Annotated in this window: 23 protein-coding genes; 13 read left to right on the forward strand and 10 right to left on the reverse strand. The window is 70.7% G+C overall.

Translation table 11 applies throughout. The annotated features are described in order from the left end of the window. Positions 1–11: 11 nt before the first annotated feature. Together ACIBI5_RS39695 and ACIBI5_RS39700 are read right to left on the reverse strand one after the other, a co-directional pair. On the reverse strand, positions 12–245 hold the full coding sequence (locus ACIBI5_RS39695; protein WP_379614326.1) for a hypothetical protein: 234 nt from the start codon (positions 243–245) through the stop codon (positions 12–14). A gap of 65 nt (positions 246–310) precedes the next feature. Then, the gene (locus ACIBI5_RS39700) at positions 311–808 is read right to left on the reverse strand and encodes an ATP-binding protein (RefSeq protein WP_397254823.1); all 498 of its coding nucleotides are present in this window, start codon (positions 806–808) and stop codon (positions 311–313) included. A 283-nt stretch (positions 809–1,091) separates the two neighbouring features. Between ACIBI5_RS39700 and ACIBI5_RS39705 the strand changes: the two genes are divergently transcribed. Next, entirely contained in the window at positions 1,092–1,409 is a 318-nt protein-coding gene (locus ACIBI5_RS39705; protein ID WP_397254644.1) for an STAS domain-containing protein, read from the forward strand. Positions 1,410–1,545: 136 nt separating this feature from the next. Here ACIBI5_RS39705 and ACIBI5_RS39710 read toward each other — a convergent pair whose 3' ends face one another. After that, complete coding sequence (locus ACIBI5_RS39710; RefSeq protein WP_397254646.1) at positions 1,546–1,959, reverse strand: VOC family protein; 414 nt, start codon at positions 1,957–1,959, stop codon at positions 1,546–1,548. 539 nt (positions 1,960–2,498) lie between these two features. Here ACIBI5_RS39710 and ACIBI5_RS39715 point away from each other — a divergent pair. The 3 genes from ACIBI5_RS39715 (at position 2,499) to ACIBI5_RS39725 (ending at position 5,692) form a co-directional block, all read left to right on the forward strand. After that, a complete protein-coding gene (locus ACIBI5_RS39715; protein WP_397254648.1) occupies positions 2,499–4,919 on the forward strand; it encodes a M4 family metallopeptidase in 2,421 nt (806 codons plus the stop codon). A 64-nt stretch (positions 4,920–4,983) separates the two neighbouring features. Further along, positions 4,984–5,256 carry a hypothetical protein gene (locus ACIBI5_RS39720; RefSeq protein ID WP_397254650.1) on the forward strand — a complete coding sequence of 91 codons (273 nt, stop codon included), beginning with the start codon at positions 4,984–4,986 and terminating at the stop codon, positions 5,254–5,256. Positions 5,257–5,377: 121 nt separating this feature from the next. Continuing rightward, positions 5,378–5,692 carry a hypothetical protein gene (locus ACIBI5_RS39725; RefSeq protein WP_397254652.1) on the forward strand — a complete coding sequence of 105 codons (315 nt, stop codon included), beginning with the start codon at positions 5,378–5,380 and terminating at the stop codon, positions 5,690–5,692. Here ACIBI5_RS39725 and ACIBI5_RS39730 read toward each other — a convergent pair. Continuing rightward, positions 5,689–6,411, reverse strand: a complete 723-nt coding sequence (locus ACIBI5_RS39730; protein ID WP_397254654.1) for a TetR/AcrR family transcriptional regulator — start codon at positions 6,409–6,411, stop codon at positions 5,689–5,691. The genes ACIBI5_RS39725 and ACIBI5_RS39730 overlap by 4 nt on opposite strands. 88 nt (positions 6,412–6,499) lie before the next feature. On the opposite strand from ACIBI5_RS39730, the gene ACIBI5_RS39735 reads away from it, so the two are divergent. From ACIBI5_RS39735 to ACIBI5_RS39760, 6 genes are all read left to right on the forward strand, one after another. Beyond that, positions 6,500–7,441 (forward strand): ATP-binding cassette domain-containing protein, encoded by a 942-nt coding sequence (locus tag ACIBI5_RS39735; RefSeq protein ID WP_397254656.1) that lies wholly within the window; start codon positions 6,500–6,502, stop codon positions 7,439–7,441. Continuing rightward, positions 7,438–8,256: an ABC transporter permease gene (locus ACIBI5_RS39740; protein ID WP_397254658.1), complete on the forward strand. Its 819-nt coding sequence runs from the start codon at positions 7,438–7,440 to the stop codon at positions 8,254–8,256. Before ACIBI5_RS39735 ends, ACIBI5_RS39740 begins: the two co-directional genes overlap by 4 nt. Positions 8,257–8,280: 24 nt before the next feature. Next, complete coding sequence (locus ACIBI5_RS39745; protein WP_397254660.1) at positions 8,281–8,778, forward strand: DUF1707 domain-containing protein; 498 nt, start codon at positions 8,281–8,283, stop codon at positions 8,776–8,778. A gap of 80 nt (positions 8,779–8,858) precedes the next feature. Then, positions 8,859–10,670: a penicillin acylase family protein gene (locus ACIBI5_RS39750; RefSeq protein WP_397254662.1), complete on the forward strand. Its 1,812-nt coding sequence runs from the start codon at positions 8,859–8,861 to the stop codon at positions 10,668–10,670. Beyond that, the gene (locus ACIBI5_RS39755; protein ID WP_397254664.1) at positions 10,667–11,848 is read left to right on the forward strand and encodes an MFS transporter; all 1,182 of its coding nucleotides are present in this window, start codon (positions 10,667–10,669) and stop codon (positions 11,846–11,848) included. The genes ACIBI5_RS39750 and ACIBI5_RS39755 overlap by 4 nt, the downstream gene beginning before the upstream one ends. Continuing rightward, positions 11,841–12,692 carry an alpha/beta fold hydrolase gene (locus ACIBI5_RS39760; RefSeq protein ID WP_397254666.1) on the forward strand — a complete coding sequence of 284 codons (852 nt, stop codon included), beginning with the start codon at positions 11,841–11,843 and terminating at the stop codon, positions 12,690–12,692. Before ACIBI5_RS39755 ends, ACIBI5_RS39760 begins: the two co-directional genes overlap by 8 nt. A 2-nt stretch (positions 12,693–12,694) precedes the next feature. On the opposite strand, the gene ACIBI5_RS39765 is transcribed toward ACIBI5_RS39760, so the two are convergent. From ACIBI5_RS39765 to ACIBI5_RS39775, 3 genes are all read right to left on the reverse strand, one after another. Continuing rightward, complete coding sequence (locus ACIBI5_RS39765) at positions 12,695–14,953, reverse strand: FdhF/YdeP family oxidoreductase (RefSeq protein WP_397254668.1); 2,259 nt, start codon at positions 14,951–14,953, stop codon at positions 12,695–12,697. 207 nt (positions 14,954–15,160) lie between these two features. Next, positions 15,161–15,769, reverse strand: a complete 609-nt coding sequence (locus tag ACIBI5_RS39770; protein WP_397254670.1) for a hypothetical protein — start codon at positions 15,767–15,769, stop codon at positions 15,161–15,163. A 2-nt stretch (positions 15,770–15,771) separates the two neighbouring features. Continuing rightward, positions 15,772–16,356: an RNA polymerase sigma factor gene (locus tag ACIBI5_RS39775; protein WP_397254672.1), complete on the reverse strand. Its 585-nt coding sequence runs from the start codon at positions 16,354–16,356 to the stop codon at positions 15,772–15,774. Between the two features lie 299 nt (positions 16,357–16,655). Between ACIBI5_RS39775 and ACIBI5_RS39780 the strand changes: the two genes are divergently transcribed. Next, the gene (locus ACIBI5_RS39780; RefSeq protein WP_397254674.1) at positions 16,656–17,447 is read left to right on the forward strand and encodes a helix-turn-helix transcriptional regulator; all 792 of its coding nucleotides are present in this window, start codon (positions 16,656–16,658) and stop codon (positions 17,445–17,447) included. A 50-nt stretch (positions 17,448–17,497) separates the two neighbouring features. Here the strand turns inward: ACIBI5_RS39780 and ACIBI5_RS39785 are convergent, their stop codons facing one another. Beyond that, positions 17,498–19,033 carry a long-chain fatty acid--CoA ligase gene (locus ACIBI5_RS39785; protein WP_397254676.1) on the reverse strand — a complete coding sequence of 512 codons (1,536 nt, stop codon included), beginning with the start codon at positions 19,031–19,033 and terminating at the stop codon, positions 17,498–17,500. Positions 19,034–19,105: 72 nt separating this feature from the next. Here ACIBI5_RS39785 and ACIBI5_RS39790 point away from each other — a divergent pair, with 72 nt between their 5' ends. Next, on the forward strand, positions 19,106–19,480 hold the full coding sequence (locus ACIBI5_RS39790) for a hypothetical protein (RefSeq protein WP_397254678.1): 375 nt from the start codon (positions 19,106–19,108) through the stop codon (positions 19,478–19,480). A 78-nt stretch (positions 19,481–19,558) separates the two neighbouring features. On the opposite strand, the gene ACIBI5_RS39795 is transcribed toward ACIBI5_RS39790, so the two are convergent. Continuing rightward, positions 19,559–20,473: an aldose 1-epimerase family protein gene (locus tag ACIBI5_RS39795; protein ID WP_397254680.1), complete on the reverse strand. Its 915-nt coding sequence runs from the start codon at positions 20,471–20,473 to the stop codon at positions 19,559–19,561. Positions 20,474–20,575: 102 nt separating this feature from the next. On the opposite strand from ACIBI5_RS39795, the gene ACIBI5_RS39800 reads away from it, so the two are divergent. Further along, positions 20,576–22,636 carry a histidine kinase gene (locus tag ACIBI5_RS39800; RefSeq protein ID WP_397254682.1) on the forward strand — a complete coding sequence of 687 codons (2,061 nt, stop codon included), beginning with the start codon at positions 20,576–20,578 and terminating at the stop codon, positions 22,634–22,636. Here ACIBI5_RS39800 and ACIBI5_RS39805 read toward each other — a convergent pair. Beyond that, positions 22,523–23,131, reverse strand: a complete 609-nt coding sequence (locus ACIBI5_RS39805) for a DNA-binding response regulator (RefSeq protein WP_397105872.1) — start codon at positions 23,129–23,131, stop codon at positions 22,523–22,525. The genes ACIBI5_RS39800 and ACIBI5_RS39805 overlap by 114 nt on opposite strands. Positions 23,132–23,161: the final 30 nt, after the last annotated feature.

The following is a 23,161-nucleotide window of genomic DNA, read 5'->3' on the forward strand; positions in this document are numbered from 1 at the left end:
TCGGGTACGGCTCAGCAGGGCGTGAAGAAGACCCGCAGCGTGCCGTTCAGGGTTCCCCACTGACCCGCGGGCTGGTTGCAGCCGAACCAGCGCTGCCCGATGACCTGTTCCCCGCTGTAGTAGGTGAAGACGATGAGGTTGTCGCCCCCCGGCGGAGGAGGAGGAATGGCGTGAGCCGGGGTCGAGCCGAGAGCGAGCACGCCGGCGGCCAGCACCGCCGCTAAAACCCCTCGCCTGATCTTCATGACGTTCCTCCCGGGCTTTCCCTGTGGATGATCCGCCATCAAGGTAACCCGGCCGGTGGCGTTTTTCAGCGGGTCCATTCGGTGCGGAATTCGGTTTCCGGCGGAGGCGGGCTCGTCCGGATGTGCTTCATTCCGGTTCCATGAGCGGGAAGTTCGACCGCCAGATGGACGACGGTGCCCTCCTCGCCGGTGGTGATGTCGACGCTGCTGACCAGATGATGGATCAGCCACAGTCCGCGCCCGCCCAGTGCGTCGGGGCTGATCCGGGAGACATTCAGCCCGTCGAGGGGAATGCCGGGGCCGCGGTCGGAAATCGTGCAGTGCACGTGACCGTCGCTGCGCCACAACTGGATCTCGCCGTGATTGCCGGCGTGCTTCACCACGTTGGCGACGCTCTCGTGAACGGCCAGCACGAACTCCAGCAACCGAACCCCGTTGAGGCCGAGGGATTCGGCGTGCTCGGCCGTCGCGTGCCGGATCATGTGCAAGGAGGAGCCGGTAAAACGATCGGCCATCAGGAATGGCGTGCCATGCTCGGGGAGCGGCGATTTCCCTGCGGTCATCACAGACCCTCACCGTTTCACCAAGTGATGAGACAGCTCGCCCGCCGGGGTCTGGGGCGGTACATATTTTCTCCGCCATGGCGGCGGCCCAACATTCAGTCGCAGGCGAATTATCCGGCCTGACTGACCGACGGTCAAGGTCACGATTACCGGACGGGTCCGCGCGCCTCCAGGAGGTGTAATCTACTTAAGCACTCTTTTGTCGATCTTCCGTGTCGTCGGACCTTGCGCCACCTCGGCGACCCGGCTCCGCGCTGCCGCCTGGGATTGTGGAAGATCATCCATGGACGCATTGACGCTCTCGACCCGGGAGCGGGACGGCACGGCCACGGTCAGCGTGGCAGGAGAAATAGACATCGCCACCATCGGGCAGTTGCGCCGGTATGTGCTGGAGATCGTGGGCCGGGGCGTGCGCCGGGTGGTGCTGGACATGACGAAGGTGTCGTTCATCGACGCGGCCGGGCTGGGCGCGATGGTGGGGCTGGCGACCTTGGCCGCGCAGGGAGGGGTCTCGCTGGTGCTGGGCGAGGTCTCCACGGCGGTGACGCGACTCGTGGAGCTGACCGGCCTTGGCGACCGCTTCGCCGTACGGGCTGGGTGAGATGCCCCTCGGGCATCGGAGGCGCCCATAACGGGCAGGGGTGAGACGCCCCGCGCGGCCATGCCCGCACCGCCGGCACCGGCATGGCGGCCGTCGCCGCCGGAGTCATCGGCGACGGCCTCCTCTCCTCAGCCCTTCACTCGCTGACGACGTCCACGACCCAGGTGACGCCGAACCGGTCCTTCAGCATTCCGTAGAGGGGCGCCCACTGCGCGGGGCCCAGCGGCTGCTGGACGGTCGCGCCGTCGGAGAGCTTCTCCCAGTACGCGGCGACCTCCTCGGCCGTGTCACCGCGGAGCGAGACGAAGAACGCGTTCTCCCCCTGGTTCCAGGGCAGGCGCGACGGGACGTCGTAGGCCATGACGCGAAAGCCGCTGTCGGCGGCCACCTGGCCCCACATCACCTGCTCGGCCTCGGTGGGGTTCTGGACGTTTCCCGCGTCCTTGTACGTCACCGCCACCATCTGGCCGCCGAAGACGGACTGGTAGAAGGTGAGCGCGGCCTGGGCGTCGCCGCGGAAGTTCAGGTGGGTCACAGAGTTGACGGACATGATCGGCTCCTTGCTCGTCGGTTCCTCGGTGACCACCCTCGCAAGGGAAGCGGCCAGGGTGTGGCCGCTTCTCAGACGGATTCTCAGACGGATTCTTCGTGGAGAAGACCTGCGGGGTGACACCCTCGGACCGACCCGAGGTGACGCTCTCAGGGCGAGCTGGAGATGGGGGCGCCGGGGGGCGGGGCGGCGGGGTGCAATTCCGGTTGTCTTTACTTGTCAATACTGGGTGGAGCCAGAAACGGGCGCGAAGAAAGGCCGTAACGGATTACGGGCACGCCGCCCTGGGTGGGAAATGGCTGTTCAGCGGGTTTTGGATGCTTTTGGACCGATACAGCATCTGTCGTCGATGAATTTCCAAGTATTTCCGCACATATTGACGCCCTTTTAGATCTCACGTCAGATGCAGGAAGCTCCGTCTTCCTCCCTTCCTGATTGATCACCGCGGAGCGACGCCAGAGATCTCTGGGGAGATCTCGCACACCCCCCGGCGGCCGACGTACCCCCAGCCGCGGCCGCTCACCCAGAAGGAGCACCGCGTGAAACGCAAACTCGCGTTAGCGCTCGTCGCGAGCACCACCAGCCTGCTCGTGGCGATGTCGGCCTCGATCGCCTCGGGCCAGACCGCCCTGGCGGCAGAGACCGCCGCACCTCCGGACCCGGCCACCGCGGCCGTCCAGGCGGCCGACCGCCTGGTGGAGTCCGAGCCCGGCGCTCTGCGCGTCTCACCCAAGGACGCCTTCGTCCGCCAGGGCGTGACCGCCGGTCAGAACGGACTCAACTACGTCTCCTACGCCCGTACCCACGCCGGCCTGCCGGTGCGCGGCGGCGACTTCGTCGTCGTGACCGACTCCGCGGGCGGCGTGCTGAGCACGTCCATCGCGCAGACCCAGGCGCTGGAGGTCGCCACCAAGCCGGCCATCGGCGCCGACCGGGCGGCCGACGTCGCGCGCGCCCTGGTTCCCGAGGTCGCCTCGGTCTCCGCGCCGCAGCTCAGCGTCTTCGCCGAGGGTGCGGGGCGCCTGGCGTACGAGGTGCGGGTCGACGGCACCGACAAGGGACGCGAGACGAAGCTGCACGTGTTCGTCGACGCGATGAACGGCCAGGTCATCGAGAAGTCCGACCTGGTCATGGACGGCACCGGCAACAGCTACTACAACGGCAACCCGGTCACCATCGGCACCTCCGGCTCGGGCTCCAGCTTCTCGATGACGGACCCGGTCCGTACGGGAATCCGGTGCGGCGGCCAGGACGGCGCGGCGTACACCGGGACCGACGACAACTGGGGCAACGGCTCCGGCACGAACCTGGAGACCGCCTGCGTGGACACGCTGTTCGCGGCGGGCAAGGAATGGGACATGCTCAGCCAGTGGCTGGGCCGTAACGGCATCAACGGCACCGGCGGCGGCTTCCCCGCACGAGTCGGCCTCAACGCCGTCAACGCCTACTGGAACGGCAGCTACACGAACTTCGGCCGCTCCCAGGACAACCAGCGCCAGGTCACCCCGATGGACGTCGTCGCGCACGAGTACGGCCACGCCATCTTCCAGACCACCCCCGGCGGCTCGACCGGCAGCAACGAGAAGGGCGGCCTCAACGAGTCGACCGGCGACATCTTCGGCGCGCTGACCGAGTGGTTCGCCAACGAGCCGGCCAACCTCGACCCGCCCGACTACAGCGTGGGCGAAGAGGTCAACCTGGTGGGCAGCGGCCCGATCCGCTACATGCACCAGCCGTCGCTGATCTCCGGCAACCCCAACTGCTTCTCCGCCTCGGTCCCGAACATGGAGGTCCACGCGGCCGCCGGCGTCCAGAACCACTGGTTCTACCTGCTGGCCGAGGGCACCAACCCGACCAACGGCCAGCCGCAGAGCCCGACCTGCAACTCCACCACCCTGACCGGGCTGGGCCCGCGCAAGGCCGGCCAGATCTTCATGGCCACGCTGCTGCGCAAGACCGCGACGTGGACCCACTCGCTGGCCCGCAAGGCCTCGCTGGAGGCCGCGATCCAGTCGTTCCCCGGCTCCTGCGCCGAGTTCGACGCCACCAAGGCCGCGTGGCTGGCCGTGAGCGTGCCGGCCGCGGCCGGTGAGCCGGCCACCTGCCAGGGCGGCGGCCCCGGCTTCTCGATGGAGCTGAACCCGACGTCGGCCACCGTACAGCCTGGTCAGACGACGACCTCGACCGTGAGCACGGCGACCACCACGCCGCCCGCGCAGACGGTCACCTTCTCGGCCACCGGCCTGCCCGCGGGCGTGAGCGCGACGTTCAACCCGCCGAGCGTGACGTCGGGCGCGTCCTCGACGATGACGATCAACGTGCCGGCGGGCACACCGAGCGCCACCTACAACGTCATCGTCACCGGTGACGGCACCTCGATGGACCGCACCGCCCCGTTCACCCTCAACGTGGGCACGATCAGCAACGTGGTCTTCAACGACACGTTCGAGACCTCGCTGGGCTGGACCACGAACGCCTCGGGCACCGACACCGCCACGTCCGGCGCCTGGGAGCGGGGTGACCCGGCGGCCACGAGCTCCGGCATCGGCCTGCAGCTCGGCACCACCGTCAGCGGCGTCAACGACCTGGTGACCGGCCGCCTGGCCGGCAGCGGGGCGGGCACGCACGACGTCGACGGCGGGGCCACGAGCATCCGCTCGCCGGAGATCGCGCTGCCGTCCGGGACGCTCACGCTGACGTTGTCGTGGTATCTGGCGCATCTCAGCAACGCGAGCAGCGCCGACTACTTCCGCGTCCGCGTCGTGTCCGGCTCGACGAACACCGTCGTGCTGCAGCAGCTCGGCTCGGCCGCCAACCGGGCCGGCGCCTGGCAGCCCGCGACGATCAACCTGTCCTCCTTCGCGGGACAGACCGTCCGGCTGCTGGTCGAGACGGCCGACGCGGGTACGGCCAGCCTGATCGAGGCGGGCGTGGACGACGTGAAGATCACACGTTCCTGACCGCCATCTCCTGACGGTCCCGGCGCCCAGCGGGGCGCCGGGACCCCCGACCGGAAGGGACACCATGAGAAGGAGCATCGTGGCCGCCGCGATGGCGGCCGCCCTGGCCTGCACGATCACCACTCCGCCGGCGTCCGCGGCGGCGGCGATCTACACGTGCGCCAGCGGCAACCGCTTCCTGCTGTCCGACATGCTGGGATATTTCATCATCGCCAGCGGGTGCACCGGTCCGGCCGGCCCCGGCGGCGGCACGGTCTCGATCCCCTCCGGCACCTACCACTGCATCACGGTGAACTTCAACGCCACCATCAACCTCCTCAACGGGCAGCGCTGCTGAGCCCGCGCGAAGCGCGCATCCGGCGGTGACCAGGCGCGATCACCGCTCAGAGCTCGAAAGCGAATCCAAAGCCACCCTCTGTAGCCTCTGACGCCCAAGATCACGCTGAAGAGGGAAAACCATGCTCAAGAAGCTCACCGCCACAGCCGCCCTGGTCCTGGGCATCGTCGCGGTTCCCGCGGCCGCGCACGCCGACCCCGCCCCGATCACCAAGTGCTACAGCGGCCAGATGACGGGCAGCTCCGGCGACGGCGGCTTCGCCAGGTGCAACGCGGGCTACGGCTGGGTCCGCGTCCGGATCGAGTGCTGGAACGACTACAGCAAGAAGGCCGTGTACTACGGCTCGTGGGTGGGCCGCAACCAGGAGTCCTACGCCTGGTGCAACAGCCGCTACCCCAACCTGGGGAAGATCGGCCACGAGAAGAGGAACCTCTAGCCCGGTGCGGGAAGGGCCGTGGCGATGAAGTCGAGGACGCGCCTGAGCCCGTCCCGGAACTGGTCGTCACGGCTCAGGTGCGGGTGACGCGCCTCCATCACGATCTTGGTGAAGATCGGGTACTCCCCGCTCTTCACCAGCCCCTCGATGTACGGGTAGTTCCGCGTCATCCACTCCGACTCGCTGAGCCCGCTGCGGCGGACCTCCCTGGCCGAGCTGATCTCCTCCCGGACGACGCCCTCGATGTAGCTGTTCAGCATGGCCATGAGGCCGAGGTTCTCGTCGATGGAGACGAAGGGGTCGAGCACTCCCATCATCCGTTCGATCAGGAGCAACTGGTTGGGGCCGAAGCTGGGAAGTGACCGCTGAACGGCGCCGATCCAGGGGTGCCTCAGCCACATGGCCCGCAGCCCGTCGGCGTAGCGGGTCAGGTCGGCCCGCCAGTCTCCTGAGGGCATGCCCGTGACGTCGATCTCGCCCTGCATCCGGTCGGCCATGAGCTCGACCAGGTTGTCGCGGCTCGGAACGTACCGGTAGAGAGACATCGCGCCGGCGCCGATCTCGGCGGCGATCCGCCGCATGGTGGCGGCCTCCAGCCCCTCGGTGTCGGCGATCCGGATCGCCGCATCGGTGATCTGCGCGCGGCTGTAACCCGGCTTCGGCCCGCGGGCCGGGCGCTCGGGCAGCATCCAGATGTTCACGTACTCGGCGTCGGTCACCGCTCCACCCTTCCCTACTTGCGTACATGGTACCCAGTAATTTACGCTGGCCGCGATAATCGCGTACAACGTACCCAGTGGAGAGGTCATGGCTGATCCGATCGTGCTCGCCGAAGGACTGCGCAAGTCCTTCGGCGACACCCATGCGCTGCGAGGGCTGGACCTGAGCGTCCCGAAAGGAACGGTCTGCGGCGTGCTCGGCCCCAACGGCGCCGGGAAGACAACCGCGGTGCGCATTCTGGCGACCCTGTCCGATCCCGACGCCGGGCACGCCCGCATCGCCGGATACGACGTCGTGCGCGAGGCCGACAAGGTGCGCGCCAAGATCGGGCTCGCGGGCCAGTACGCCGCCGTGGACGAGAAGCTCACCGGCCGCGGCAACCTGCGCATGTTCGGCCGTCTCTCCCACCTGTCCCGGGCCGGGGCGCGCCGGCGAGCCGACGAGCTGCTCGACCGCTTCGGCCTGATGGACGCCGCCGATCGGCAGGTCAGCGGCTACTCCGGCGGCATGCGCCGCCGCCTCGACCTGATCACCAGCCTCATTCTGCGCCCCGAGGTGCTCTTCCTGGACGAGCCCACCACCGGCCTGGACCCGCGCAACCGCGGCGAGATCTGGGACAGCATCCGCGAACTCGTGGCGGACGGCACGACCGTGCTGCTCACCACCCAGTACCTGGACGAGGCCGACCAGCTCGCCGACGACATCGCCGTCGTCGACCACGGAAAGGTGATCGCCACCGGCACGCCCGACGAGCTGAAGGCCACGATCGGCGACCGCCTCGACGTCACCCTCGAAGACCCCGCCGCGACGCCCGCGGCGGCGACCGTCCTGAACACCCTCGCCGGCAGCGAGCCCACCGCGACCGACGGCCGGCTCACCGTCGCCCTGCCCCCCACCGGCCTCCGCCTCGCCGACATCGTGCGCGGGCTCGACCACGCCGGAGTCGCCGCCGCCGACGTGAGCCTGCGCCGTCCCACCCTCGACGAGGTGTTCCTGCGCCTCACCGACCGCAAGGAGCCCGTCCGATGACCGCTCTCACCTCGTCCCTGGGCCGCCTGCGCTGGACGCTCACCGACGGGCTGACCCTGGTCGGCCGCGAGCTGGGACGGCTGCGCAACAATCCCGGCGAACTCGTCGTGGCGCTGATCTTCCCGGCCGTCATGGTGGTGCTGTTCGGGTACGTCTTCGGCAGCGCGATCCAGGTGCCGAACGGCGGCGACTACCGCGAATACCTCATGCCCGGCCTGTTCGCGATGGTGACCTTCTCCGCGGTGATGGGGGTCATGACGCGCATGGCCGGCGACGCCTCCCGCGGCGTGATGGACCGCTTCCGCTCCATGCCGATGGCGCGCCTGGCGGTGCCGTTCGGGCAGACCGGCGCCGACCTGCTGATCGGTCTGCTGATGCTGGCCATCATGGTGGGCGCGGGCCTGCTGGTGGGCTGGCAGCCGCACAACGGCCTCATCCCCACGGCCCAGGCGTTCCTGCTGATGATCGTGCTGCGGTACGCGCTGAGCTGGGCAGGCGTCTACGTGGGCCTGGCGGTGAAGAACGAGCAGGTCGCCGACGCGATGGTGCCGCTGTTCCTGCCGTTCACGATGCTGTCCAACGCGTTCGTCCCGACCGGCGGCATGCCGGGCTGGCTGCGCTTCCTGGCCGACTGGAACCCGGTCAGCGCGCTCACCGCCGCCTCCAGGCACCTGTTCGGCAATCCGGGCGCCCCGTCCGGGGACGTGGCCTGGCCACTGGCGCATCCGGTGGCCACCGTCCTGCTCTGGTCGGCGGCGCTGCTGGTGGTGTTCGTCCCGCTGTCGCTGCGCGCGTACTCACGCCGGGGGCGGTGACGCGTGGTGATCAAAGAACGTGTGATGGTCGAAGAAGCGGACCGCGATACGGCGGTGCGCCGCGTGCAGGAGGCGTACGCCCAAGGACACCTCACCCACCAGGAGATGAACGAACGCCTGCACCAGGCGCTCACCGCCGCAACCCCCGGCCAGCTCGCCGCCGCGCTCCCGGACGGCGAGGAGCGGGCGGGCACGATCGCCGCCGTCAGCGGGCTCATCCTGCGGCGCGGCGCCTGGCGCGTGCCCAGGACGCTCAAGGTCGAGTCCGCGCTGGCGAAGGTGCGCCTGGACCTGTCGCGCGCGATCATCGACCATCCCGTGGTCGACATCGAGCTGCGGCTCGGCACCGGCGCGGCCCTGATCACGGTCCCCCGCGACGCGACCGTCGACCTCGACGGCCTGGCCGCCGGGTGGAAGGACCCGCGCTACAGGGCCGGGCGGCACGGCACGGCAGGACCGACGATCCGTATCTCGGGCGCCATGGGCCTCGGACGCCTGACGATCCGCCACGCCCGCCGCTGAACCCATCGGCCAAGGGTGCGAGCAGGTTCTTGGCCGATCGGACAAGGTTCGGCGCCATCTCTTCACGCACTGTTGAGCCCATGGACAATTCGTGGGGCTCGGTGCGCATCCACCGCGACCCGTACGGCACCCCGCTGCTCGACGCCACCAGCGAACCCGCCGCCTACTTCGGCCTCGGCTACGCCCAGGCGCAGGACGACCTGCCGGGTGTGCTGCGCCAATACCGGCTGGTCCGCGGCGAACTCGGTGAGCCGGAGCGCGACGCCAACCAGCGTCGCTGGCAGGTGCTCGAAGAGGCCAGGCGCGGGTTCGACAGCCTCCCGGCCGACCTGCGCGAGTGCTATGTGGCGTTCGTCGCCGGGATCGCGGCGTGGATGGACGAGCACCCGGCCGACGTGCCCGCGTGGGCGCCGCCGCTGGAGCCCGCGCTGCCGATCGGCGTCAACCGCACGGTGATGCTGTACTGGATCATCGTCGACGCCGTCACGGCGCTGCGCGCGGCGGGCCTCACCCCGGCGGCCCCGGCCTCCGAACTGGACCTCGCCCTGGTCCCGCCCGGCTCCAACGCCTGGGTGCTCAGGCCGTGGCGGACGGCGGCCGGGGAGACGATCCTGGTCAGCGACCCGCACCTGCCCTTCGGCGGCGCCTTCGAGATGTACGAGGCCGTCGTCAAGGGCGGCGACCTGCACTACACCGGGTTCGGCTTCCTGGGCGCGATGCTGCCGCCGCTCGCCCACAACGCCGACGTCGCCTGGGGCCTGACGACCGGCGGGCCGCGCGTGTCCGACGCCTACCGCATCGAGGTGGACGGCGACGTCTACCGCTACGACGGCGAGACCAGGAAGGTCCTGGAGTACGGGGGCCATCCCCACGTGCTGCACAACGGCGTGATCGCCCCGGTCGTGGCCAGGGACGACGCCGCCGTCTACGTGGTGTGCACGCCGTACATGGGACGGGCGGGACAGACGGAGCGGCAGTTCATGGCGATGCTGCGGTCCCGTGACACCGGCGAGCTGCGCGCGGCGCTCGACGCCTGCGACTTCCCGCCGCAGAACCTGCTGGCGGCCGGCTCCGCGGGCGACTGCTTCTACCTGCGCACCGGCCGGGTGCCCGTGCGCGGCTTCGAGGAGCGGGGCGTGCTGGACGGCAACACCTCGGCGACCGCCTGGCAGGGAGTCCGCCCGGCGGCCGAGCTGGTGCAGCTGGCCAACCCCGTGTCCGGATACCTCCAGAACTGCAATACCGCGCCCGACACGGTGGCGCCCGACCCGGCGCTGTCTCCCGAGCACTGGCACCGCGACGCCTTCAACGATGAGGCGGGCCGCGACACCAGCAGAGGCAGGCGCAGCGTCGAGCTGCTGAGCAGGGCCTACGCCACCGACGTCGAGGAGGTGACCGCGTGGGCGATGGAGGACCGCTGGATGGACACCCCGCTGTGGCAGGCCAAGCTCGCCGACGCCGCTGCGGCCGACCCCGCGCGCGTCGCCGGGTGGCCCGGCGGGCATCGCCTGCTGCTGCGCAGGCTGCTCGGCTTCGACGGGCACGCCGGTCCTGACTCGGTGGACGCGATGGTCTGGCTGGCCTGGCGTTCGGCGGGTGAGGATCCGCTCGACGCGCTGGAGAAGGTGGCGCCGGCCGTACCGGAGGAAGCGTATGGCGCGGCGCACGAGCTCGCGCCCGGGGTGCCCGGTCGCGGGGGCGCGCTGCTGGAGCTTGAGGTGCCGCTGCGCGCCACCTACTTCTCCGGCGGGCGGGCCTATGCGGGCGGTCCCTGCCTGCGGATCGTGGCTTTCGGCCCGTACGGCATGCGGTCGTGGAGCGTGTCGATGCCCGGCCAGGCCGAGCTGTACGGCCGCGGCGAGGTCAAGCCGATCGTGTTCGACCCCTCATGAGGCTCTATCCCGTCCTCGCCGTCGGCATGCTGGCGATCACCGACGCCTTCGTCAACCAGGCGCTCAGCGTGCTCGCGCCGGACATGACCAGCTCGCTCGGCGTCTCGGCGAGCGCGCTCGCCACGTTGATGGCGATCCAGCTGCTGGCCGTCGGAACCGCGCCGTTCCTGATGGCCGCGCTGGTCGGCGGCCGGCCGCGGCGCGCGGTGATCTCCATCGTCACCGGCTTCGTCTGGAGCCTGTCGACGATCGCGATGGCGTTCGCGAACAGCGTGTGGATGGTCGGCGTGCTGCTCGTGCTGAGCGGCCTGGCCAACGGCAGCCAGCTCGCGCTGCACTCGCCCCTCCTCGCCGACCTGTACGAACCCGCCGTCCGCGGCCGGGTGCTCGCCCTGTACGGCGCCGCCACCCCCGCCGGGGCGATCCTGAGCCCGCTCACCGTCTCGGCGCTGGCCGGATGGCTGGACCTGGACTGGCGGGCCGTGTTCGTGGTGCTCGGCGTGGTCTCGATGCTGGGCTGCCTGTTCGCGCTGCGGCTGCGCGATCCGGGCATCGGCCGGTTCGAGGCCCCGGCGGGCGGCGGCGGGCTGCTGCGGTCCAGGACGTTGCGGCGGGTCTTCGCGTGCTTCGTCGCGTTCGGCATGCTGCTGGTGCCCGCGGCGACGTTCCTGTCGATCCATCTCAAGGAACGCTGGGGGCTGGAGACCGAGGCGCGCGGGATCTTCACCGCGGTCTGCTCGGCCGCGACGATCGTGGTGCTGGTGACGCTCGGGCGGCGGCTCGACGGGATCTTCACGTCGGACCCGCGCCGGGTCCCCTACGTGATCGCCGTGCTCCTGGTCTGCTGCGGCTCGGCGTTCGCGCTGGGGGTCAGCGCGCCTAATGTGGTGTTGTGCCTGATCGCGTTCTTCGTCGGGCTGATGCTGACGCCGCTGATCCTGCCGATGATCACGCTGATCATGGTCTCGGTGACCGCGCCCGCGCAGCGCAGCTACACCGCCAGCTTCTTCGGCATCAGCCTCGCGGTGGGCGGGCTGGCCGGCGCCTGGCTGATCGGCTCCGGCGGCGCCCTCGGGATGGCGATTCCGGCGCTGGTGGCGGGCCTGATCATCGCCTCGGCCGCGCGCACGATCCAGCATGATCTTGTCCCGGTGAAGAAGGAGAATCTCAGTGTCTAGTGTCTTCGGCGACTCCAGGTACGCGACGCTGCCGGACGGGCGGCGGCTGCACCACGTGACCCAGGGCTCCGGCGGGCCGGTCGTGGTGCTCGAGTCCGGGCTCGGGGCGACCCGCACCGAGTGGGGGCTGGTGCTGCCCGCCCTGGCCAAGCACACGACGGTGGTGGCCTACGACCGGGCCGGGCTCGGGCGCAGCGACCGCGACCCGGCCCGGCGCGACCTGGAGCGCATGGTGGCCGACCTCGGGCACCTGCTGGATCACCTGGGGGCGGGGCCGTACATTCTGGCCGGTCACAGCCTGGGCGGGCCGATCATCCGCAGTTACGCGGCCGCGCACCCCGAGCGGGTGGCCGCGCTCGTGCTGATCGACCAGGCGGCCGAGGACCTGGACATCTACTACGCGCGGCGCACCAGGGCCGTCGCCCTCGCCCTGCAGTCGGTGCTGATCGTCCTGTCCCGGCTCGGCGTCAAGACCATCACCTCGGAGGTACGCCGAATCCTGCGCCTGTTCCCGCCGGACATGCGGGCCGAGGCGGTGGCCGAGATGACGCGTGCGTCGGAGCTGCGGGCCACCCGGGCGGAGTACGAGGCGCTCGCGGAGGGGCTCGCCCCCCTGCGCGACTCCACCCGCCCGCTCCCGCCGGTGCCCGTGACGGCCATCAGCGGCGCGCTGGCCCCGACCGCGATGGAGCGGCGCGTGCGGCCGGACCTGATCGCCAGCCATCGGCGGCTCGTCGCGGCCCTGCCGTACGGCAGGCATGTCGTGGCGGGGAAGTCCGGGCACATGGTCCCGCAGGACGAGCCCGAGCTGGTGATCGAGGAGATCGTCCGCCTTCTGCCGTGAGGTCAGGCGGCCGGGTCGATGGTGACCCGGAGGTGTTTCATCAACGGCTGGTCGCTTTGGGTGCTGTGGTCGGTGATGGAGCACAGGACGTTCATCTCGGGCATGTATCCGGCGCAGCAGCCTTTGGGCAGGTTGTGCTGGACGGCGAGGTAGCCGTGCAGGGAGCGGGTGGTGCCGTCCCTGGCGGTGCTGGTGACGTCGACGGGATCGAACTGGCCGATGCCGTGTTCGCGCATGTCGTCGGCGTTCATGAAGACGAGGGTGCGCAGGTTCTTGATGCCGCGGTAGCGGTCGTTGCCGGAGTAGATCGTGGTGTTCCACTGGTCGTGGGAGCGCATGGTGCCCAGGATCAGCGTGCCGGGCGCCGGGACGACGTCGGGCAGCCGGGCGGTGGAGAACTCCGCCTGGCCGGAGGGCGTGAGGAAGACCAGCTCGCGGGCGGGCTGCTTGATGCGGAAGCCCATGGGCAGGCGGACCCGGCGGTTGAAGTCCTCGAATCCGTCCAGGACCTGGGCCATGGTGTCGCGGATGCGGTCGTAGTCCTCGACGTACCAGTCCCAGGGGGTGTCGCTGTGCGGGAGGGCGGCGCGGGCCAGGCCCGCGATGATGGCCGGCTCCGACAGCAGGTGGTGTGAGGCGGGGCGCTTCATTCCGACCGACAGATGCACCATGCTCATCGAGTCCTCGACCGAGGTCTGCTGCACGCCGCCGCGCTGCACGTCCTTCTCGGTGCGGCCCAGGCACGGCAGGATGAGCGCCCGGCGGCCGTGGACGAGATGGCTGCGGTTCAGCTTGGTGCTCACGTGGACGGTCAGCTCGCACGAGCGCAGCCCGGCATGGGTGTAGGGGGTGTCGGGCGCGGCCATGGCGAAGTTGCCGCCCATGCCGACGAACACCTTCACCTCGCCCCGGTGCATCGCCTCGATGGTGGTCACCACGTCCAGGCCGTCGGCGCGCGGCGGGTCGATGCCGCACACCCGCGCCAGCCGGTCCAGGAACTCCTTGGGCGGCCGGTGGTCGATGCCGCACGTCCGGTTGCCCTGGACGTTGCTGTGCCCGCGCACCGGCGACGGCCCCGCGCCCTCCCGGCCCAGGTTGCCGCGGAGCAGGAGCACGTTGACGATCTCCCGGATGGTGTCGACGCCGTGCTCGTGCTGGGTGACGCCCAGGCACCAGCTGATGATGCTGCGGTCGGCGCCGCGATACACACGCGCGGCCCGCAGGATGTCGTCGCGGCCGAGACCGCTCTGCCGTTCGATCTCCTCCCACGGCGTGGCCGCGCACAGGGCCTTGTACTCCGCGAACCCGGTCGTGTGCCGGTCGACGAACTCCTGGTCCACGGCCCCGGGATCGCTCTCCGCCCGCTCCAGCGTCGCCTTGGCGATGCCGCGCATGAGCGCCATGTCGCCGCCGCTGCGTACCTGGAGGTTCAGGGTGCTGGTGCGGGTCGCGCGGAACAACGCCATCTGCGTGAACTCGTGCGGGATGATCGTCCGGGTGGCGCCCGCCTCGATCATCGGGTTGACGTGCACGATCTGGGCGCCGCGGCGGTAGGCCTCGGCGAGGCTGGTGAGCATCCTGGGGGCGTTGGAGGCCGCGTTGACCCCCATGACGAACAGCGCGTCCGCGCTGTCCCAGTCCTTGAGGTCGGCGGTGCCCTTGCCGGTGCCGAGCGAGGCGTGCAGGGCGCGGCCGCTGGCCTCGTGGCACATGTTGGAGCAGTCGGGCAGGTTGTTGGTGCCCAGTTCGCGGGCCATGAGCTGGTAGAGGAAGGTGGCCTCGTTGCCCAGCCGGCCCGAGGTGTAGTAAGCGGCCTGGTTCGGGTCGTCCAGTTCGCGGACCGTCCGGCCGAACAGCTCGAACGCCTCCTCCCAGCTGATGGGGACGTAACGGTCGGACGCGGCGTCGTAGGACATCGGCTCGGTCAGGCGGCCCTGGTCCTCCAGCGCGAAGTCGCTCCACCGCGACAGCTCGCTCACTGTGTGGGCGGCGAAGAACTCCCGGCCGACCCGCTTGCCGGTCATCTCCCACGTGACGTGCTTGATCCCGTTCTCGCAGATGTCCAGATGCAGGCCCTGGGTGTCCGGCCACGCGCACCCCGGGCAGTCGAAGCCGCCGTTCTCGTGGTTCATGCGCAGCACGGCGCGGGGGCCGTCGACGAGTTCGCGCTCGTGCACCACGAACTCGGTCACGGCCTTGGCCGCTCCCCAGCCGGCGGCCGGGTGGTGGTAGGGACGGGACTGCGGCGGCCCCTCTGGCACCGGTCCAACGCTGGGCTCTTCGCTCATTTCACCAGTTAAGCCCAGTGCCCGGTTGCTACCCGAAAGTCTGGTTAATTCCATACTTCGTGGATCGCGTTTCCATGGCAGGAGTTTGCCTTTCCAGGCCGCCGCGCACCTGGAGAAGCGCGGCATGTCCGCCGAGGCGGCGCGCGACCTGACACGACCACGAGTGCGGGAGTTCCTGGGCTAGGAGCTCGGGCGGGGAATGGGTGTGCAGGGCTTCACCGTGCTGCCCGCCTTGGCCAGCCAGGTGCCGAGCTGCCAGGGAGCGGGACCCCCGGGCGTCTCCGAGTACTCCAGCACGACCGTCTCACCTGGCCGGATGTGCTCGGGGGAGATCAGGAGCTCCCGTTGGGAGAGCACCCGGGTGGCCTGGAAGGAGCGCCACGTCCGCACCTCACCGGGCGTGGGCGTTCCCTCCGAGTCGTAGGCCGCGTCCACGCTGTCGAACCGGGGCGTCTCGGCGCACCACGTGTTCGTGGGCAGGAACGTCACGTCGGCCGTGACGCCGGCCGCGGCGAGGTCGGCCTCCAGCGCTCCGGGGTCGCGCAGTTCGTTGACGGCCACCGTGATCGTGCCGTCCGGGTTCGTGGTCACCGCGTAGGCAGGGGTGCCGGTCACCACGATCAGCGGGGTGGCCACGACCGCCGCCGCGGCCCCCGCCGCGACCAGCAGCCGGGGGGCGGTGAAGCGGCGTCTGGGGCGCATGCCGTTCAGCAGCCGCCGCCTGGCTCCGGCGAGATCCTCGTGGGTGCCGGGCTGGACGGTCGCCCACATGCTCTTGAGTTCGTTCATCGTCATTCTCCTTGTCCTGGCCGCAACGCTTGGCGGATCTGGGCTCGGGCCCGGTTGAGCCGGGAACCGACGGTGCCCAGCGGGATGGCGAGCGCGTCGGCGATCTCCTGGTAGCTCAGCTCGGCCCAGGCGACCAGCAGCAGCACGTCGCGATCGACCTGTTTGAGCTTCAGCAGCGCCCGCGCCAGCGGCAGGTTGACGGCCAGCGTGTTGACGCCGTCCTCGACCTGCGTGTTCGCGGTCTGCGCCGGGTGCACGCCGGTGCGGAGGTAGGCGCGGTAGAGGCTGGTCTCGGTACGCCGCCGCTTGCCGATCACATTGGAGGCGATGCCGTACAGCCAGGGGCGGGCGTCGGGGCGGCCCCGGTCATATGCGCCCCGACGCTGGAAGGCGGCCAGGAAGGTGTCGGCGACGACGTCCTCGGCCTCGGCGGGCCCCAGCCGCCTGGTCACATAGCGATGCAGTAACGGTGCATACCTATCGAAAAGGTCGGCGAAGACCTCCGGCTCGGTCAGCGATCTCTCGATGAGAGCCGCGTCATCCAAGGCCGCGTCATCGACGTTGACGTCTTCGCGGGCGAGTGTCATGCATGTCGGCCTTTCCTGGTGTGTACGGTCACCTGTACTTACCGCGCCAGGCCGAAAAGCTTCACCCCGCCGGCCGGACGGGATGCCGTCGAAGGTCCCGGCCGGCACCGGGGCGGGGATCGCGGGCAACGCCTGCGGCAGAAGAAGCACCCGCACAGGGTCACGAAGTGGCCCTAACGGCGACCCACCCCTCACTGGTTGTCCCCAAAAAGGAATGGCCCTTAAGGCTTTTGGGGCTTTTGATGCTTTAGGGCCGCACAGACGCGAGCAGATACGCTGGCCCGCAGGAGGGCGGTGTGATGTCACATCCCTGGCGGGGCTGGTGCTTGATCCGGCCCGGCCTTCTGCTTTTCGGCGGCACCGTCGGCAGGAACGACCTGCACGCGCACCACGCGGTCCAACTGATCGTGTCCGCGCAGCCGTTCACGATGGGCGACGCCCACGGTGGAGAGCTGACCACGCAGATCGCGATCGTCCCGCCCGACATCCGCCACGCGGTGCGCAAGGGGGCGCACGAGGCCCTGCTCGCGCTCCTGGATCCCCGCAGCTCGCCCGGCCGTTCCCTGCTGGCGCGCTTCGGGGCGGGATCCACGGCGTCGCACTGGGCGCCGGTTCTCCAGGATCCGCCGGTCCCGGCCGAGGGCATCCTGCCGCTCATGTTCGCCGCGCCGGCGGCCGGTCATGCTCGCTCGGCCGAGGCGGCGGCCGCGCTGCGGACGGTGGAGGGGTGGACCGGCCACAGCGCGGCCGCGGGCGCCCGCCTCCACCCCGCGGTGGAGGCGGCGATCGCGGTGATCCCCACGCTTCTGCGGCGCGGACCGGTACGGCTGCGCACGGTGGCGGACGCGGTCCACCTGTCGCCGAGCCGGCTGGCGCACCTGTTCGGCGCGCACGTGGGGATCCCGCTGCGGCCGTACGTGCGGTGGCTGCGCCTGCAACAGGCCATCGGCCTGGTGGCCAAGGGACAGACGTTGACGACGGCCGCGCACAGCGCCGGCTTCACCGACGGCCCGCACTTCACCCGGGTTTTCCGCGACACCTTCGGGACGACGCCCTCGGAGCTGGCCGCCGCGATCGACTGGCTGCCCTGAAGCCGGTGCCCTGAGCTGGTGAACGGTCCCCGCAGACGCTCACCAGCTCGCTAGCGCAGCTCGCGCTTGAGGATCTTGCCGGTGGCCGAGATCGGCAGGGTCTCGCGGAACTCGATGATCCGCGGGTACTTGTAGGCCGCCATGTTCTCCTTGGCCCAGCCGATGAGCTCGTCCCCGCTCGCCGTAGCGCCGGGCGCCAGGATGACGTACGCCTTGACCTCCTCGCCGTGCGAGTCGTGGGGCACGCCGACCACCGCCACCAGCGAGATCGCCGGGTGCGTCATCAGCACCTCCTCCACCTCGCGCGGGTAGACGTTGAAGCCGCCCCGGATGATCATGTCCTTGGTGCGGTCGATGATGGAGTAGTAGCCCTCCTCGTCGCGGGTGGCGATGTCGCCGGTGCGGAACCAGCCGTCCCGCATGACGTCCGCGGTCTCCTCGGGCCTGCCGTAGTAGCCCTTCATGATGTTGTGCCCGCGGACGGCGACCTCGCCGGGGCCTTCGCCCTCGATGGGGTTCCACTCGTCGTCCACCAGCCTCATCTCCACGCCCCAGATGGGGAAGCCGATGGTGCCGGGCTTGGTGGGCCGGCTGAGCTGGTTGAAGCTGGCCGCCGGGGAGGTCTCCGACAGGCCGTAGCCCTCCAGGATGGGGATGCCGAAGGTGGACTCGAAGTCCTTGAGCACCTCGATCGGCAGGGAGGCCGCCCCGGACACCGCCACCCTCAGCGTCTTGGGCACCTCGTCCCCGTCGCTGTGGATCTTCGAGAGCATCGCCCAGTACATGGTCGGCACCCCGGCGAACATGGTCACCTTCTCCCGGCACATGAGTTCCAGCGCCGCGCCGGGGTCGAAGCGCGGCAGCAGCACCAGGGTGCCGCGCCTGCGCAGGCAGACGTTCATGACCGAGACCTGGCCGAAGGAGTGGAAGAGGGGCAGCACCGCCAGCGAGACGTCGCCTTCGGGGTCGGCGGGGAACATCCCGTCGCTGACCATGGTGTTGATCAGCAGGTTGGCGTGGGTCAGCACGGCGCCCTTGGCCTGGCCGGTGGTGCCGGAGGTGTAGAGGATGGCCGCGGTGTCGCCGGGCTCGGTCTGGACCGTCTCGAACTCCGCGGACATGCCGCCCAGCGCCGCCCAGAACGACTCGCCGTGCTCCGACTCGGTGGCCAGCGGCGTCGTGGGCAGCACGATGAACTGCTCGCACCCGTCGGTGGCGTCGAAGGCCTCCCGCCCGCGCGCGCCCATGGGCAGCTCGGGCGTGCCGTCGAAGCAGAAGAGCGCCTTGGCGTCGCTGTCGGCCAGGTGGTAGGCGATCTCCCGCGGCTGCAGCAGCAGGTTGAGCGGCACCACGGTCGCCCCGGCCTTGAGGATGCCGAAGTAGACGAAGGGGAAGTAGGGCACGTTCGGGCAGAGCAGCGCGACCTTGTCACCCTTGCCGATCCCCCGAGCGACCAGGAGGTTGGCCACCTGGTTCGCGACAGAATCCACCATCGAGTACGGCAGGCGCAGGTCCCCGAAGACCAGGGCGGTGCGGTCCGGAACATGGCGGGCACTGTCTTCCAGAATGATCGACAGATTGAGCATCGCGACCCTTTCCTCGATGCCAAGACACGGAACTTCGTACGGTCCAGAATGCCGCGAGGGTGGGGGAAGCACTTGTACGAACGTGCCGTCCTGTGGGCCAGGCGCCATCCCGAGTGCCCGGGGATCGTCAACCTCGACGGGCCGCGGTCGGCGGAGAACGATCCCGGCAACTACCCGGGCATGGACCCCGTGGCGCGGGACGAGGCGCTGGCCCGGCTCAAGGCCGCGTTCGACGCGCAGGCCGCGAGCATGGGACGGCCGCTGCCGGTCGAACTCCTGCCCATGGTCCCCGCCCGCGCCCGCGTGGAACGCGACGGCGAGGTCTACGCCCGGCCCGGTGCCGATCTCCTCGAAGCGGTGCGGTACGCCCCGGAGTTCCGCGACACGATCCCGCCGCTGCGCGAGGTGACCTGCCCCGCCCTGGTCACCGAGTGGCTGCGGCCGTAGATCAGGTGGAGGAGCGGCCGCCCGCGGTGGTGCCGAGCACGAAGCCGACATGGAACGGGCGATGCCGGAAGCACACGGCTAGGCCGCCGCGGTGATCCCCCACGTGCCGGTGAACAGGTCGCCGGGCTGGAGGACGACGAGGTCCGTACGGCTGGCGAAGCCGTTCGGCGGGCAGGTCATCGGCTCGGCGCCGAGGCCCCTGCGGCGTTCAGGGCCGGGCACGGAGTCGGCGGTGTAGAGCTCCAGCCACGGGTGGGCGCGGTCCGTCCAGAGCGAGGTGGTGCGGGTGGTCCCGGTCAGGTGGACCCAGGCCCGGCCGTCGGCGTCCCGCTCCAGGTCGGTGAACGCGCGGTCGATCCGCAGGTCGCCGAGGGTACGCGGGGTGCGCAGGTCGAACGGGGTGCCGTCGACGGGCTCGGCCGGGCCACGCGGGATCATCATCGCGTCCACCGGCAGGTGCCTGCGGCCGGGCGCCTGGACGGCGCAGCCGTCGATGGGCTCCCCGACGGTCAGGTACGGGTGCGCGCCGTGGGCGTACGGCGCCGCCGTCTCCCCGTCGTTGAGCGCGGTGACCCGGATGGTCAGACCGGACCCGGCGTCGAGCGCGTACTCGGCCCGCAGCGCGAGCCGGAACGGGTAGCCGGGGCTGCCGAGCAGCCTGCACGTCAGCGCCACCGCCTCCGGCGTCTGGCTCTCCAGGTTCCAGGGCAGCCACCGGACCAGGCCGTGGATCGCGCAGTCGAAGCGGGGCTCGGAGATGTCGAGCTGGAGTTCGCGCCCCTCCCAGGAGTAGCGGCCGCGCTCGATCCGGTTGGGCCATGGGATCAGCAGCTGCCCGAAGGCGGCCGGGGCGACCTGCTGCGGGCCGTACGTCAGGACGAGGTCCTGCCCGTCCAGCCGCAGGACGCGGAGCCCGGCGCCGGACTCGGTCACCACGGCGGTGTAGCCGCCGGCCGACAGCGTGAACTGCCCGCCGCTCACAGCAGAGTGCATGTAGCCCTACCTACCCGCGCCACAAAACAGGAAATGTCCGCATTACTGCAAAGAAGATGCCCGGTTGCGGGGGTTACGCGAAGTTTCTCCTAAGCTTCCCAGGTGGCGAAACGGGCATGGATTCTGGTCATCGCGGCACTGGCGAGCTTCGCGAGCATCTACGTGGCGGCGGGCTCCTGGCTGGCCGTGGTGGTCTGCGTGGCGCAGCTGGCGTTCGTCCGGTGGCGGCACGGGTGGATCCTGGCCGTGGTCGTGCTGGGCTCGTACGCGGCGGTGCTGGGGTTCGGCACCTCGGTCGGCATCCTCGGCTTCGCCGGCGGCGCGCTGCTGCTGACCCGGCTGCGCCCGCTCGCCGTACTGGTCGTGGGCAGCGCGGCGGTGCTGGGCAACGCCGACGGGGCGATCAGCGCGATGCTGATCGCCCTGGTCGTCTACGGGCTCACGACGCTGATCGGGCAGGTCGAGGAGATCACCGCCACCCGGCTGGCGCTGGCGATGTCCGCGGCGGCCGAGGAACGGCTGCGCATCGCCGCCGAGCTGAACCAGGGCCTGGGCCGGGCGCTGGCGACGATCGCGGCCGGCGCCCGCGCGGGCGACCCGCAGGCCGAGACGGCCCGAGCCTCGCTGGCCGAGGCGCGGGCGGCGGCGGCCGGTTACCGGGCGATGTCCCTGGCGCCGGAGATCACCACGGCCAGGGCGATGCTGTCCTCGGCCGGGATCGCCGTGGAGGTACGCGTCGGCCACGAGGAGCCGCTGGGCCCGGCGGGCGCGCTGCTGGCGGCGGTGCTGCGCGAGGCCGTCACCGACGTACTGCGTCAGGCCACGGCGAGCCTCTGCGTGATCGAGACCGGCCGGGTCTTCCTGCGCGTGACCAGCGACGGCGCCCGCACCGCCGACGACGCGTTCCTGGACGACCTGCCCGCGCGCGTCGAGGAGGCGGGCGGCAGGCTGGTCACCCGGCTGACCGACGAGGGACGGCTGAGCGTGGAGGCGACCCTGCCCGACCTGGGCAGGCCGCGTGCCGACCACGACTCCTACCGGCTGTCGGTGGTGCTGGCCGCGGCCGTCCTGCTCGGTTTCGTGGTCAAGGGGCTGATGCAGACCCCCGCTCACCTGCTGGCCCCGGCCGCCGCGCTCCTGGCCGTGATCGTGGTGCTCCAGCTGACCTCGGTGAAGGGCCGCCACATGGGCCGGCTGGCGGCGCTGACCGCTCTGACCTATCTCCCGATGCCGTTGCTGGGCCGCAGCTGGCTGGGCGTCCTGGGATTCCTGGCCGGGCCGGTGCTGCTCTCGTTCTCCTGGCGGGTGGCGGTGCCGCTGGCCGGGCTCGTCGCGGCCAGCGCGGCGGTGGCGAGCCACCTGATGGGCCTGCCGGTCCCGGCGCTGGTCAACTACACGCTGAGCACGCTGGTGACCGCCATGGTCCTGTACGGCCTGATCAAGCTCGCCCAGATACTCAAGGAGTCACGCGACTCCCGCGACGCCCTGGCCCGCGCGGCCGTCGTCGAGGAGCGGCTGCGCGCCGCCCGCGACCTGCACGACCTGCTCGGCCACAGCCTGGCCGCCATCCTCATCAAGTGCGAGCTGGCCCGCCGCCTCGGCAACCCGGAAAGCGAGCTGCGCGACATCGCCGAGATGGCCGAGCGCGCCCAGGCCGACCTGCGCTCGGTCTCCGGCGACCACCGCGACCTGCTCCTGCCCGCCGAGGCCGACAACGTCCGCGCGGTGCTGACCGCCGCCGGAATCGAGGTCACCATCGAGCTGTCCCATCCGCCGCTGGCGGCCGCCGCCGAGACGGTGCTGAGCACCGTCCTCAGGGAGGCGGTCACGAACGTGCTCCGGCACAGCACCGCCCGCCACTGCACCGTCACCACCACCGCCGACGGCCACCGGGTACGGCTGCGCGTCCGCAACGACGGCGTCAAAGGCGGCCCGATCCGCAGGGGCTCGGCCGGGATCGGCAACCTCACCACCCGCCTGGCCGCCCTCGACGGCACGCTGTCCACCACGCGGGAGGACGGCTGGTTCACCCTGGAGGCGGCGCTGCCGTCAGATCCAGCCGGACTCGCTCGCGATGCGGACGGCGTCGGTGCGGTTACGGGCGTTGAGCTTGGCCACGATCGCCGTCAGGTAGTTGCGGACGGTGCCCGCGGTCAGGTGTAGCCGTTCCGCCACCTCGGTGGCCTCGGCCCCACCCGCGACCAGGCGCAGCACGTCGACCTCGCGCTGGGTGAGCGGGTTGTCGGCCAGGTCCCAGGCGGTCACGGCCAGCGAGGGGTCCAGGACCCGCCCGCCTCCCGCCACGGTGCGGATGGCGGCGGTCAGCTCCTCGGGAGGCGCCGTCTTCAGCAGGAACCCGTCGACCTGGGAGGCCAGGGCGCGGCGCAGGTGGCCGGGCTTGCCGTACCCGGTGAGCATGAGGGTGCGGCAGGCGGGGAGCTTGCCGCGGATCGTGGCGGCGGCGTCCAGGCCGTCGATGGTGCCGGGCATGTCGATGTCGAGCACGGCCACGTCGGGCCGGTGAACGAGCGCGGCGGCGACGGCGGCGTCCCCCGACTCGACCGCTTCGACGATCTCCAGGTCGGCCTCAAGCCCGAGCAACGCCACCAGGGCGCCCCTGATGACGTGCTGGTCCTCGGCCAGAAGTACGCGAATCACGGGGTCATGTCTACCAGTGTCCGCTTTATG

The organism is Nonomuraea sp. NPDC050540 (assembly GCF_044457485.1).
Taxonomy (GTDB): Bacteria; Actinomycetota; Actinomycetes; order Streptosporangiales; family Streptosporangiaceae; genus Nonomuraea.

Excerpts from the sequence above, each read along its gene's own strand:
- ACIBI5_RS39695 (WP_379614326.1), bottom strand. The coding sequence starts at position 245 with ATGAAGATCAGGCGAGGGGTTTTAGCGGCGGTGCTGGCCGCCGGCGTG.
- ACIBI5_RS39700 (WP_397254823.1), bottom strand. The coding sequence starts at position 808 with ATGACCGCAGGGAAATCGCCGCTCCCCGAGCATGGCACGCCATTCCTG.
- ACIBI5_RS39705 (WP_397254644.1), top strand. The coding sequence starts at position 1,092 with ATGGACGCATTGACGCTCTCGACCCGGGAGCGGGACGGCACGGCCACG.
- ACIBI5_RS39710 (WP_397254646.1), bottom strand. The coding sequence starts at position 1,959 with ATGTCCGTCAACTCTGTGACCCACCTGAACTTCCGCGGCGACGCCCAG.
- ACIBI5_RS39720 (WP_397254650.1), top strand. The coding sequence starts at position 4,984 with ATGAGAAGGAGCATCGTGGCCGCCGCGATGGCGGCCGCCCTGGCCTGC.
- ACIBI5_RS39725 (WP_397254652.1), top strand. The coding sequence starts at position 5,378 with ATGCTCAAGAAGCTCACCGCCACAGCCGCCCTGGTCCTGGGCATCGTC.
- ACIBI5_RS39735 (WP_397254656.1), top strand. The coding sequence starts at position 6,500 with ATGGCTGATCCGATCGTGCTCGCCGAAGGACTGCGCAAGTCCTTCGGC.
- ACIBI5_RS39740 (WP_397254658.1), top strand. The coding sequence starts at position 7,438 with ATGACCGCTCTCACCTCGTCCCTGGGCCGCCTGCGCTGGACGCTCACC.
- ACIBI5_RS39745 (WP_397254660.1), top strand. The coding sequence starts at position 8,281 with ATGGTCGAAGAAGCGGACCGCGATACGGCGGTGCGCCGCGTGCAGGAG.
- ACIBI5_RS39750 (WP_397254662.1), top strand. The coding sequence starts at position 8,859 with ATGGACAATTCGTGGGGCTCGGTGCGCATCCACCGCGACCCGTACGGC.
- ACIBI5_RS39755 (WP_397254664.1), top strand. The coding sequence starts at position 10,667 with ATGAGGCTCTATCCCGTCCTCGCCGTCGGCATGCTGGCGATCACCGAC.
- ACIBI5_RS39770 (WP_397254670.1), bottom strand. The coding sequence starts at position 15,769 with ATGAACGAACTCAAGAGCATGTGGGCGACCGTCCAGCCCGGCACCCAC.
- ACIBI5_RS39775 (WP_397254672.1), bottom strand. The coding sequence starts at position 16,356 with ATGACACTCGCCCGCGAAGACGTCAACGTCGATGACGCGGCCTTGGAT.
- ACIBI5_RS39780 (WP_397254674.1), top strand. The coding sequence starts at position 16,656 with ATGTCACATCCCTGGCGGGGCTGGTGCTTGATCCGGCCCGGCCTTCTG.
- ACIBI5_RS39785 (WP_397254676.1), bottom strand. The coding sequence starts at position 19,033 with ATGCTCAATCTGTCGATCATTCTGGAAGACAGTGCCCGCCATGTTCCG.
- ACIBI5_RS39795 (WP_397254680.1), bottom strand. The coding sequence starts at position 20,473 with ATGCACTCTGCTGTGAGCGGCGGGCAGTTCACGCTGTCGGCCGGCGGC.